The sequence below is a fragment of the Labrys wisconsinensis genome (assembly GCF_030814995.1).
GTDB classification, from domain to species: Bacteria; Pseudomonadota; Alphaproteobacteria; order Rhizobiales; family Labraceae; genus Labrys; species Labrys wisconsinensis.
The window spans coordinates 24,913-36,994 of sequence record NZ_JAUSVX010000007.1 but is presented as its reverse complement, the minus strand read 5'-3'; the positions used below and the strand labels follow the sequence as shown (position 1 = coordinate 36,994).

General features: G+C 69.4%; 10 protein-coding genes. 4 read left to right on the top strand and 6 right to left on the bottom strand.

All coding sequences use genetic code 11. The features are described from left to right. Positions 1 to 73: 73 nt before the first annotated feature. Positions 74 to 1,201, bottom strand: a complete 1,128-nt coding sequence (locus QO011_RS18870) for an ABC transporter substrate-binding protein (protein WP_307275012.1) — start codon at positions 1,199 to 1,201, stop codon at positions 74 to 76. 125 nt (positions 1,202 to 1,326) lie between these two features. Continuing rightward, entirely contained in the window at positions 1,327 to 2,037 is a 711-nt protein-coding gene (locus QO011_RS18865) for a GntR family transcriptional regulator (RefSeq protein WP_307275010.1), read from the bottom strand. Positions 2,038 to 2,233: 196 nt separating this feature from the next. Between QO011_RS18865 and QO011_RS18860 the strand changes: the two genes are divergently transcribed. Continuing rightward, complete coding sequence (locus QO011_RS18860) at positions 2,234 to 3,253, top strand: isopenicillin N synthase family dioxygenase (protein ID WP_307275008.1); 1,020 nt, start codon at positions 2,234 to 2,236, stop codon at positions 3,251 to 3,253. 53 nt (positions 3,254 to 3,306) lie between these two features. Here QO011_RS18860 and QO011_RS18855 read toward each other — a convergent pair whose 3' ends face one another. Beyond that, a complete protein-coding gene (locus tag QO011_RS18855) occupies positions 3,307 to 4,482 on the bottom strand; it encodes an MFS transporter (protein ID WP_307275006.1) in 1,176 nt (391 codons plus the stop codon). A gap of 98 nt (positions 4,483 to 4,580) precedes the next feature. Here QO011_RS18855 and QO011_RS18850 point away from each other — a divergent pair, with 98 nt between their 5' ends. Continuing rightward, entirely contained in the window at positions 4,581 to 5,486 is a 906-nt protein-coding gene (locus QO011_RS18850; protein ID WP_307275004.1) for a LysR family transcriptional regulator, read from the top strand. 7 nt (positions 5,487 to 5,493) lie between these two features. On the opposite strand, the gene QO011_RS18845 is transcribed toward QO011_RS18850, so the two are convergent. The 3 genes from QO011_RS18845 to QO011_RS18835 form a co-directional block, all read right to left on the bottom strand. Then, positions 5,494 to 7,479 carry a methyl-accepting chemotaxis protein gene (locus QO011_RS18845; protein WP_307275002.1) on the bottom strand — a complete coding sequence of 662 codons (1,986 nt, stop codon included), beginning with the start codon at positions 7,477 to 7,479 and terminating at the stop codon, positions 5,494 to 5,496. Between the two features lie 130 nt (positions 7,480 to 7,609). Then, the gene (locus QO011_RS18840) at positions 7,610 to 8,281 is read right to left on the bottom strand and encodes a uracil-DNA glycosylase (RefSeq protein WP_307275001.1); all 672 of its coding nucleotides are present in this window, start codon (positions 8,279 to 8,281) and stop codon (positions 7,610 to 7,612) included. Positions 8,282 to 8,304: 23 nt separating this feature from the next. Continuing rightward, complete coding sequence (locus tag QO011_RS18835; RefSeq protein ID WP_307274999.1) at positions 8,305 to 8,955, bottom strand: LabA-like NYN domain-containing protein; 651 nt, start codon at positions 8,953 to 8,955, stop codon at positions 8,305 to 8,307. Positions 8,956 to 9,369: 414 nt separating this feature from the next. On the opposite strand from QO011_RS18835, the gene rpoZ reads away from it, so the two are divergent. Then, positions 9,370 to 9,747, top strand: a complete 378-nt coding sequence (gene rpoZ / locus QO011_RS18830) for a DNA-directed RNA polymerase subunit omega (protein WP_307274992.1) — start codon at positions 9,370 to 9,372, stop codon at positions 9,745 to 9,747. A 133-nt stretch (positions 9,748 to 9,880) separates the two neighbouring features. Beyond that, the gene (locus QO011_RS18825; RefSeq protein WP_307275607.1) at positions 9,881 to 12,073 is read left to right on the top strand and encodes a RelA/SpoT family protein; all 2,193 of its coding nucleotides are present in this window, start codon (positions 9,881 to 9,883) and stop codon (positions 12,071 to 12,073) included. Positions 12,074 to 12,082: the final 9 nt, after the last annotated feature.

Genomic DNA, 12,082 nt, shown 5'->3' with positions numbered 1-12,082 from the left:
GGTATGCGCGTCTCATCTATGGCATTTACTCGACGCGCTTCCCGAGACTGCGGGACCAGGGACGTCGCGGGACCTATTGGTGGCCGATGGTGGCGAACTTGCCGTCCTTGTAGGCGATGATGTCGATCGGCGGGTCGATGCGCTGGCCGTTGGCGTTCCAGACGATCGGGCCGGTCGCCCCGTCATAGCCTTTCACCGCCGCCTCCAGCGAGGTCGGCCCGAGCCCGGCCGGCATGGCCGCGGCCTTGGCGATCAGCATCAGGGCGTCGTAGCCATAGAACACGTGCGGCGTCGGCTCGCCGTCGTCGTGCTTGGCCTTGTAGGCCGCGGCAACCTTGGCGGCCGTCGCGCCGGTCAGGCCGCCGTCGTCGACGCCGAGGAGGCGCCCGTTCATCCACGCCTCGTTCTCCACCGTCAGGATGGAGGGATAGGCGGCATACCAGCTCTGCTTCAGGCCGAGGCCGCGTGCCGCCTTGAACACGGTGCGGGAGTCGTCGCCGTAGCCGGCGGTGATGATCGCGTCCGGCTGCCTGGCGAGGAGCTGCTGCAGGTCGGTGCGGTAGTCGGGCTGGCCCTCGCTGTAGACGATCTTGGTCAGGACCTTGCCGCCGGCCGCCTCGAAGGCCGCGGCAGAGGCGTCCATCAGGCCGATGCCGAAGGTGTTGTTGGGCACGACAAAGGCGACGCTCTTGACGCTCTGCGTCGCCACCCAGGCGCCGAGCGCCTTGCCGACGATGTCGTCGAGCGGCAGGATCGAATAGAGCGTGCCCGGAAACTCCCCGAGCTTGGGCGAGCTCGACGACGTGTTGATCAGGAGCTTGCCCTTCGCCTTGGCGATCGGCGCCACCGCCAGCTCCAGGCTGGAGCCGCCGAACATGATCACCGCCGGCACCTTGTCGACGTCGAACAGCTTGGTGGCGGCGTTGAGGGCTTCCTGGGTCTTATACTGGGAATCCTCGACGATCAGCTTGATCGGATGGCCGTCGGCCCCGCCGGCGGCGTTGACGGCCTCGGCGGCGAGCTCGACGCCGCGCACCATCGCCGTGCTCGACTTGACGTCCGTGCCGGTGAGGTTGGCGATCACCCCGATGGCGATCGGCTCCTTGGTCTGCGCTGGGGCCGCCCCGGCCGCCAGGGCCGCCAGGGCGGCGAGGCCGGCCGTCGCCGCCCGGCCGAAGAAGCTTCGTGTCGTCCGTGTCATGAGAGGCTCCTGTTCCGATCTGGATGGTCTTGTGCTTGTTGAGCCTCGGTGCGTTTCCCCGTTCCGCCCCGCGGGCGGTGCATGTCCGCCTTTGCCGGCGGATCTCCTCTTCCTCCGGGCGGCCGTCAGCTCCGCGGTCGCCGGGATGTGTCGTCGAGCTCGCGGGTGATCGCGGCGCGGATGAGCTGCCAGGACCGCGTCACCAGGTCCTGCGTGACGGCGCCGGCCTGCTCGGGCGCGCCGGCCTTGATGGCGGCCACCATGGCCGTGTTGGCCTCCAGGCTGGTCAAGACGATCTCGCGGCTCTCCCGATAGCAGTAGAAGCGGTAGCGCAGCGCCTGCTTGTCGAGCGTCACCAGGATCTGGCGCAGGGTCTCGTTGCCGCATTCGGCGTGCAGGATGTCGGTGAGCGCCACATTGGCGGCAAAGGCATCGTCGCGCCGGTCGTCCTGGTCGGCGCGGACCATCTCCGCCAGGCGCTGCTCCAGCGTGGCGACGATCGCCGGCGTGGCGCGGCGCGCGACCCCGGCCGCGGCGAGCGCCTCGAGCACGGCGCGGCAGGCATAGATCTCGTCGAGCTTGGTGACCGAGAGCTCCGTCACCACCATGCCGCGCCGCGGCCGGCGCTCGACCAGGCCGTAGGAGGCGAGGATCTGCAGCGCCTCGCGCACCGGCGAGCGGCTGACGCCGAAGCGTTGGCAGATGTCCTCCTCCACCAGCTTGGTGCCGGGCGCCAGGCGCAGGCGGACGATCTCCCGCTCCAGCGTCCCGACCAGCTCCTGGCCGAGCAGGGCAGGGAGCCGGACGATCTCGGTGTCCGGGTCTGGATCGAACATCGTCACGGCCGCATGCCGAAACCGCCGGGCCGCGCGGGATGGCCTGGTTCGCTTTGCCTTGCCGGATGATCCGAAGCTCTGGACACGCTCGTCGATCTCTGCTCTGTTTTGTATACAGTCGACGGTACTGTGGAACAAGTCAAGTCTGCAAGCGGGGCCGGCCCGCACTCAACGCCGCCCAGAAGGTGATGCCCTCATGTCTTCCGTCACGCCCTCCGTCAGTCCGCAGCCCGCGCCGCCCCCGGCGGACGAGCCCCTGCAGCAGCTGCCGATCATCGATCTTCAGAACTTCGCTTTCGACGAGGCGGGGCTGGACCGGATCGCCGGCCATGTCGATCGGGTCTTCTCCGATATCGGCTTTTGCTATCTCGCCAATACCGGCGTGCCGATCGAGCAGATGCAGGCGGTGTTCGCCGCGTCCAAGGCCTTCCACGCCCAGCCGCAGGCGGCCAAGGACACCCTCGCCATCAACGACTTCCATCGCGGCTACATGGCGCCGAAGACCTCGGTGATCGTCACCTCTTCGGTGGCCAAGGTCACCAAGCCCAACAACAGCGAATCCCTGATGGTGATGCACGAGGTCGCCGAGGACGATCCGCGCTTCGGCCAGGCCCTGCAGGGGCCGAACCAGTGGCCGGCCGACCTGCCGGGCTTCCGCGATACCGTCGCGGCCTACAACGCCGCCCTGCAGGGCCTGGCGCAGCGCTTCACGCAGATCATCGCCCGGGCGCTCGGCTTCGCGCCGGAGGCGCTCGACCGCTTCTTCGAGCGGCCGACCACCTTCCTGAGGCTCCTGCACTATCCCTCGCATCCCGACGCGGCGGAGGACGAGTTCGGCTCCGCGCCGCACACCGACTACGGCTTCATCACCATCCTGCTGCAGGACGGAGTCGGCGGGCTGGAGGTGCGCCGGCGCGGCGGCGGCTGGATCCGCGCGACGCCGATTCCCGGGACCTTCGTCGTCAATGTCGGCGACATCCTGTCCCGCTGGACCAACGGGCGCTGGCAGTCGACGCCGCACCGCGTCCAGAACAAGGCGACGATCGACCGCTATTCCGTGCCGTTCTTCTTCGATCCCGACATGGCCGAGACCATTTCCTGCCTGCCGGGCCTGGTGCCGGCGGGCGAGACGCCGCGCTTCGAGCCCGTCATCTACGGCGACTATCTCATGGAGCGCATCGACAAGAACTACCAGTACCGCAAGACCGCCGGCTGAAGCGCCGACGGTCCCGCGCCCGCGCGAAGCGGCCCGGGCGAGCTGGGCCGGTTTCAGCAGGCCGTCGAGGCGAGGGCACGCCGCTGCCCCTCCAGGCGCATGGCGACGACGGCGATCCCCAGCCCCAGCACCGGCGCCAGCGCCGCGACCAGGGGCAGGGCGGCGAGGCCCGGCCCGTGGTCGATCACCGCTCCGCCGGCCCAGGCGCCAAGCGCGTTGCCGAGGTTGAAGGCGGCGATGTTGAAGCTGGAGGCCAGGCTCTGCCCGGCCCCCTCGGCCTTGTCGAGCACCCACATCTGCAGCGGCGCCACGGTGGCGAAGGCGCCGGCGCCGAGCAGGCCGACGAAGACGATCGCCGCGACCTTGTCGTGCACCCCGAAGGTCATCAGCCCGAGCACCAGCGCCAGGACGGCGAGGCTGCCCAGCACGGCGGCGGATAGGTTCCAGTCCGCCAGCCGGCCGCCGACGAGGTTGCCGACGATCAGGCCGCCGCCGAACACCAGCAGGATGGGCGAGACCGCCGCCTCGCCGAAGCCGGTGATGCCGGTCAGGATCGGTGCGACATAGGTGAACACCGCGAAGACGCCGGCATAGCCGAGCACGGTGGTGGCCAGGCCCAGCAGCACCGGCCGCCGCGCCATGGCCCGGACGTCGGCCCGCCAGTCGCCGGCCTCGGGCGCCGCCCGGTCCATCGGCACCGCGAGGGCGATGACGGCGAGGGCGACGAGACCGACCAGCGCCACCGCCCAGAAGGTGGCGCGCCAGCCGAGCTCGAGGCCGAGCCAGGTGCCGAAGGGCACGCCGAGGATGTTGGCGACGGTGAGCCCGGTGAACATGACGGCGATGGCCGAGGCCTTGCGGTCGGGCTTGACCAGGCCGGTGGCCACCACCGAGCCGACGCCGAAGAAGGTGCCGTGGGCGAAGGCGGTCAGCACCCGCGCCGCCATCAGGAGGCCGTAGCTCGGGGCGAGGGCGCAGAGGGCGTTGCCGAGGGTGAAGATCGCCATCAGGCCGATCAGCACGCGCTTGCGCGGCCAGTGCCCGGTCGCGGCGGTGAGAAGCGGGGCGCCGACGACCACGCCCAGCGCATAGCCGGAGATCAAGAGGCCGGCGCCGGCGATGGTCACGCCGAGGTCGGCCGCGACCTGGATCAGCAATCCCATGATGACGAATTCGGTGACGCCGATGCCGAAGGCGCCGGCGGTGAGGGCATAGAGGGCGATGGGCATGTCTGGCTCCGCAACGATCATCTCGTGCCGGAGATGGCCGGCGGCCAGCTTTTGCGTTAGCCTGACGGAAGGCACATCGCTTGTGAGATCAAGTCACCATGGCCAGGCTGGATGTCAATCGCTCGGGCGAGATGGAGGTGTTCGCGCGCGTCGTCGAGCTCGGCGGCTTCTCGGCGGCGGCCCGCGCCTTCCGCATGACGCCCTCGGCGGTGAGCAAGCTGGTCGCCCGGCTGGAGCTGCGCCTCGGCGGGCGGCTGATCAACCGCTCGACGCGCCGGCTGCAGCTCACCCCGGAGGGCCGCGCCTTCTATGAGCGCAGCACCCGCATCCTCGCCGACCTCGACGAGGCCGAGCGCGCCGCCGGCGCGGGCGAGCGCCCGGCCGGGCGCATCCGCCTCAACACCAACGCCTCCTTCGGCACCCATATCCTGGCGCCGCTGGTGCCGGAATTTCTGCAGCGCTATCCCGGCGTGAGCCTCGACATCGTGCAGACCGACGCGGTGATCGACCTCCTGGAGGAGCGCACCGACGTGGCGGTCCGCGCCGGCCCGCTGAAGAGCTCGCGCCTCCTCGCCCGCAAGCTCGGGGCGACGCGCATGGTGATCGTCGGCGCGCCGTCCTATCTCGCGCGGTGCGGCGAGCCGCGATCCGTCGCCGAGCTCGAGGCGCACGACCGCCTCGGCTTCTGCTATGCCCGCACCATCGAAGGCTGGCCGCTGATCCGGGACGGAGCGCCGATCAGGCTGCCGACCGTGGGCAGCATCCAGGCGAGCGACGGCGAGGCGCTGCGCCATCTCGCCGTCGGCGGAGCGGGCCTCGCCCGCCTCGCGGCCTTCACGGTGCGCGAGGACATCCGCGCCGGACGGCTGCGCGCCGTTCTGGAGGACGCCAATCCCGGCGACCTGGAGGAAGTGCACGCCGTCTATCTCGGGCAGGGCGGGCCGCTGCCGGCACGGGTGCGCGCCCTGCTCGACTTCCTGGCCGAGCGGGCGCGGGTGCGCTGAGCGGCGATCAGGCCGCCCGCACCGCCTGCAGGAACCGGCCGACCTCGCCGTCGAGGCGCTGGGCCTGGCCGCCGAGCGTATCGGCGAAGCTCGCGACATCCTGGGCGGTGCCGAGGGCGCTCTCGGCCGATTTCTCGGCCGAGGCCATGGCGGCGGCGCCGGTGCGCGCCTCGCCCGAGGCCATCTCGACGCCCTGGGCGATCGAGCCGACCGCGGCGCTCTGCTCCTCCACCGCCGCGGCGACGGAGCCGGCGATGGCCGACATCTCGTTGATGGTCTCGCTGACCTTCTCGATCGCCACCACCGCGTCGCCCGAGGCCTGCTGGATGGCATTGATCTGCGCGGCGATCTCCTCGGTGGCGCGGGCGGTCTGGGTGGCGAGGTTCTTCACCTCCGCCGCGACCACCGCGAAGCCGCGTCCGGCTTCGCCGGCCCGCGCCGCCTCGATGGTGGCGTTGAGGGCGAGCAGGTTGGTCTGGCCGGCGATCGCCTGGATCAGGCCGACGACCTCGCCGATGCGGGTGGCGGCGGCGGCCAGGCCCGACATGGTCTGGACGGTGCGGGCGGTCTCGTCGGCGGCATGCCTGGCGACGGCCGTGGACTTGGAGGCCTGGCCGGCGATCTCGCGGATCGAGGCGGCGAGCTCCTCGGCCGCACCTGCCGCGGCGGTGACGTTGCTGGCGGCGCTGCCGGCGCTCGCTCCCGCCTCGCGCGCATCCTGCGTCACCTGCGCCGCGACGCTGTTCATCGTGCCGGCGGCCTGGCCGAGCCCGGCGGCAGCGCCGCGCAGCTCCGCCAGGACCGCGTCGACGGTCTGGCCGAAATCGGCGACGAGCCCGTCGACCGCCTGCGTCCGGCGCTGGCGCGCATCGACCTCGCTCGCCTCGGCAGCCGCCAGGCGCTCGCGCTCCACCGCATTGTCGCGGAACACCAGCACGGTGCGGGCCATGGCGCCGACTTCGTCGCGCAGCGCCGCCTGCGGCACCTCCACCGCCGTCTCGCCGGCGGCCAGGCGCTGCATCGTCGCCGACAGGCGGCCCAGCGGATTGGTGATGCTGCGCCCGACCAGGAAGCTCAGGAGCGCGGTCAGCACCGCCGCGATGCCGATGGCCGCGAGCACGGTGACCAGCACCTGGAGCTTGGCGGCGTCGAGCGCGTCGGTCGCCCGGCTCTGGGCGAATTCGGAATTGCTGCGGAAGCCCTCGAGCGTCGAGAGCAGCGTGGCGAACTTGGCCTCGATCTGCATCGACTGCATGACGATGTCGGCGATGTCGTCCGCCCAGCGCTGGAAGATCTTGGCATAGGTGTCGAGCGCCGTGCGGACGGCGTCGCGCGCTTCGCCCGGCAGCAGCGCCACGACCGTCCCCTCCTGCAGCTCCTTGACCTTGGCCGCCAGCGCGGTGGCGGAGGCGCTGGCCGGGGCGATGCGCATCTGCAATTCGAGCTGGCGGATGCCTTGGAACGCCAGCAGAGCCGCCTGGTGCCCGCCGTCCGCCGCGAGGAGGCCCTCCACCTTTGCCGCCGCGGCCTCCAGGTCCTTGGTGCGGCCGTGCTTCTCGTCGCTGCCGAGATCGGCGACCGTGGTGATCAGGGTGGCGAACAGGGTGTTGCTCTGGCGCACCAGGCTGTCGATCGGCGCGAAGCGGGCGCTCGCCATCCGGTCGGCGACGCTGAGATCCTTGAGCGTCGAGAAGTTCTTGCCGAACCGGCCGGCGGCCGCCTGGAATTCCTTGGCGGCGTCGGGCTCCCGGGTCTGGGCGAGGCGCCGGGCCTCGTAGAGCATGGTGACCACCTCGGCCCTCATGCTCAGGGCGAGGCGGGCGGTGCTGGCCTGCTGCTGGAAGGCCGCGACGGCTTCGTCGACCCTGGTCTGGCCGATCCAGGTCGTCGCCGCGATCACGCCGAAGGCGATCAGCGGCACCAGCGACAGGGCGGCGATGCGCGCCTTGATCGACAGCGACAGTCGCGGAAGCCGGAACGAACGGAGTCTCATGGCGACGTGCCCCCCGGGCCGCCTTTGCGGCATCGTTAATGCAAGGTCAAACCTTGGGAGCAGATTGGCGATATCGCGTTAAGGACTGATTATTGGAGAGGCCTGCCGCAGGGGCGGCGCGGCGAAATCGTCACGCCGGCGCAGCGAGCGCGTCGAGGTCCCGACGGATGTCGGCAAAGACGTCGCGGAACATCTGCTCGGTCAGCCGGCCGGTGTTGGTGTTGTAGCGCGAGCAGTGATAGCTGTCGTAGAGCCGGATGCGCCCGATCTCGTGCCGGGCCCGATGGGCGAAGGCGTGTCGCGCCGGCCTTGCGCCGAGCGCGGTCACGGCGCTGTCATGGGCGATGCGGCCGAGCGCCAGCACGACGGTCAGGCGCGGCATTCCCGCCAGCGTGGCGGCGAGGAAGCGGCGGCAGGTGGCGATCTCCGCGCCGGTCGGCTTGTTCTCCGGCGGCACGCAACGCACGGCATTGCTGATCCGGCAATCCACCAGGGTCAGCCCGTCATCCGGCCGCTCGTCGTAATGCCCGGCGGCGAAGCCGTATTCGAGCAGCGTGGCATAGAGCAGGTCGCCGGCATAATCGCCGGTGAAGGGCCGCCCGGTGCGGTTGGCCCCGCGCAGGCCGGGCGCCAGGCCGGCGATCAGGAACCGCGCCTGACGGTCCCCGAAGCTGCGCACCGGCGCGTTGAACCAGTCCGGCTCGGCGGCGCGCCAGCGCGCGCGGAACGCGGTCAGGCGTGGGCAGAGCGGACAGTCCCGGCCCGCCTCTTCCGGCGTGTCGGACGGCGCGGTGGCTTGCACGGACGAGAGGCTCCCGGCTCGGCTCAGCTCGACCCGTCCTGCGGGGCGGGCGCAGCGGTTCCCATGAAGCCCGGGGTCTGCCCGCCGAAGCCGGGCGACTGGCGCAGGGGTGCCGGGCTGCCATTGTGCGGCCGCATCGCCCGCTCGCCGGGGTCGCGGCCGACCCGCGACTGCAGGGTGGTGAGGTCGACGAACTCGTCGGCCTGGCGGCGCAGCTCGTCCGCGACCATCGGCGGCTGGGTCGAGATGGTCGAGACCACCGAGACCCGCACGCCCTTGCGCTGCATGGCCTCGACCAGCGAGCGGAAATCGCCGTCGCCGGAGAACAGCACCATGTGGTCGATATGATCGGCCAGCTCCATGGCATCGATGGCCAGTTCGATGTCCATGTTGCCCTTGACCTTGCGTCGGCCGGTGGAATCGACGAATTCCTTGGTCGGCTTGGTCACGACGGAATAGCCGTTATAGTCGAGCCAATCGATCAACGGTCGGATCGACGAGTACTCCTGGTCTTCGACCAGGGCTGTGTAGTAGAAAGCCCGGACCAGATAGCCCCGGCCCTGATACTCTTTCAACATCTTCCGGTAGTCGATGTCGAAGCCCAGGCTCTTGGCCGTTGCATAAAGATTCGCGCCGTCAATGAACAGCGCAATGCGTTCTTGCGAAGTGGGCATGGCCCGTTGTTTCCTTGGGTCTGTCAGTAGTCTTTAAGGAATACACCAAAGCTCGTCGATCGTGGCGCCGAAGAAAAAACAATCAGGAGCGATCTATATTTCGCCACTCGTAATTCGACCAGAAACGAAGATTGATGGCTGGATACAATCGGATATGTTTGTTTTGTCTGTCTGTGCGCTCGCGCCGCGCGCGTGTCAAGTCTAGATCTGGGGGCGCCGGCTGAAAATTCCAGAGGGTTGGTGGCGGGCGCAAGAGGTCGCGGCGGTTCGGCAAGTGGATTGTCGATGAGGCCGCTGGATGATCATGGCCGGTGTGAGTAACGGGGCCTGGCCGGACATTGACGGTTGCGCGCGTCTCGCCGGCGGTGTATTGCGCTGGCTTGATCCCGAAATCTGGTAAGGAGATGCTTCGCCATGGCGCGCGTCACGGTGGAAGATTGCATCGACAAGGTCGAGAACCGCTTCGAGCTGATCCTGCTCGCCAGCCACCGCGCCCGCATGATCGCCGGCGGCGCGCAGCTCACCGTCGATCGCGACCGCGACAAGAACCCGGTCGTCGCCCTGCGCGAGATCGCCGACTCGCATCTGACGCCGGCCGATCTCAAGGAGGATCTGATCCACTCCATGCAGAAATATGTCGAGGTGGACGAGCCGGAGGCCGAGCCCGTGGCCCTGATCGGCGATTCCTCCGACGACAACGTCTCCTTCGACCGCATGTCGGAGGAAGACCTGCTGCGCGGCCTGGAGGGCCTGGTGCCGCCGGCCGACAACGGGTCCGACGACGAGGAATAGGGCTGTCCGCCATCCCGGCACCCGACGGCGGGCCGCAGCCATCGGCCCGCTTTTCTTTTGTCTTTTGCGTCGGTGCACGATTGAATGGCGAGGCAGGAGACCGTGGTGAGCCTTCGTGAGTGCGCCTTTCCGATTGATGCGGCAATATGAGCTCGTCGACAAGGTCCGGGCCTACAACCCGGCGGTCAACGAGGACCTGCTCAACGCCGCCTATGTCTATGCCATGCAGCAGCACGGCCAGCAGTTGCGCGCTTCGGGCGATCCCTATTTCTCCCATCCCCTGCAGGTGGCCTCGCTCCTCACCGACCTGAGGCTCGACGACGCCACCATCGCGGCGGGCCTGCTGCACGACACCATCGAGGACACCGACACCACCCGCGGCGAGATCGAGAAGCGCTTCGGCAAGGAGATCGCCGCGCTGGTCGAGGGCCTGACCAAGATCAAGAAGCTCGACCTGGTCTCCAAGGAGGCCAAGCAGGCGGAGAACCTGCGCAAGCTCTTGCTGGCCATCGTCGAGGACGTGCGGGTGCTGCTGGTCAAGCTGGCCGACCGCCTGCACAACATGCGCACCCTGCACTTCATGTCGCCGGACAAGCGCGCCCGCATCGCCCAGGAGACGCTGGACATTTACGCGCCGCTCGCCGGCCGCATGGGCATGCAGGACATGCGCGAGGAGCTGGAAGACCTCGCCTTCCACGAATTGCAGCCGGCCCATTACGACACCATCGTCAAGCGCCTGGAGGGCCTCAAGCGCAAGAACGGCGCTCTGATCGCCGAGATCGAGCGCGACCTGGCGGCGCACCTGGCCGAGCGCGGCATCGAGGCCAAGGTGAAGGGGCGGGAGAAGCGGCCCTACTCGATCTTCAAGAAGACGGAGCGCAAGCAGGTCGCCTTCGAGCAATTGTCCGATATCTTCGCCTTCCGCATCCTGGTCGGCGCGACCGAGGATTGCTACCGCGCGCTCGGCCTGGTCCACACCAAATGGCCGCTCGTGCCGGGCCGGTTCAAGGACTACATCTCCACGCCCAAGCAGAACGACTACCGCTCGCTGCACACCACGGTGATCGGTCCGGGCCAGCAGCGCGTCGAGCTGCAGATCCGCACCGACGAGATGCACCGCATCGCCGAGTTCGGCATCGCGGCGCACGCGCTCTACAAGGACAACAAGGCCGGCGACACCGCGCGCATGGAGGCGGAGAGCCGGGCCTTCGCCTGGCTGCGCCGCACCATGGACGTGCTGGCCGAGGGCGACAGCCCGGAGGAGTTCCTGGAGCACACCAAGCTCGAGCTCTTCCAGGACCAGGTGTTCTGCTTCACCCCGAAGGGCAAGCTGATTACCCTGCCGCGCGGCGCCAATGCCATCGACTTCGCCTATGCCGTGCACACCGACATCGGCAACACCGCGGTCGGCTGCCGCGTCAACGGCCGCCCGGCCTCGCTGGTCTCCGAGCTGTTCAACGGCGACGAGGTGGCGATCATCACCGTGCCGGGCCAGGCGCCGCCGGCCGCCTGGGAGACGCTGGTGACGACGGGGCGCGCCCGCGCCGCCATCCGCAAGGCGACCAAGGCGGCGACGCGCGCCCAATATGCCGGGCTCGGCCAGCGCATCATCGAGCGGGCCTTCGAGCGCGCCGGCAAGACCTTCTCGCCCGATGCGCTCAAGGGCGCCCTGAAGCGCCTCGCCCGCAAGAGCGTCGAGGACGTGGTCACCGCCGTCGGGCGCGGCGAGATGCGCTCGCACGACGTGCTGCGCGCCGTCTATCCCGACTTCAAGGTCGAGCAGTCCGCCCATGCCGCGGCCGGGCTCGACGACAGCTGGTTCGGCCTGTCCTCCGAGCAGAACGTGCGCTTCAAGGTGCCGGGCGGCGACCCCGCGAGCAACGCCATCCCGATCCGCGGCATCAATGCCGACCTGCCGGTGCGCTTCGCCGAATGCGGCGCCGTGCCGGGGGACCGCATCGTCGGCATCCTCACCCCGGGGGAGGCGATCACGCTCTATCCCATCCAGTCCTCGGCGCTGGCCAATTTCGACGACCCGCACCAGCTCTGGCTCGACGTGCGCTGGGACGTGGAAGCCTCGCGCGGCGAACGCTATCCCGCCCGCATCCAGGTGGTCTCGATCAACGAGCCGGGGACGCTGGCCCAGATCACCCAGGTGATCGCCGAGACCGACGCCAACATCGACAACCTCACGATGCGCCGCTTCTCCTCCGACATGACGGAGCTGACGATCGACATGGAGGTCTACGACCTCAAGCATCTCACCGCGATCATCGACGGCCTGCGCGCCCGCAAGGTGATCAGCGACGTGCAGCGCGTGCTGTGAGGTGCTCCC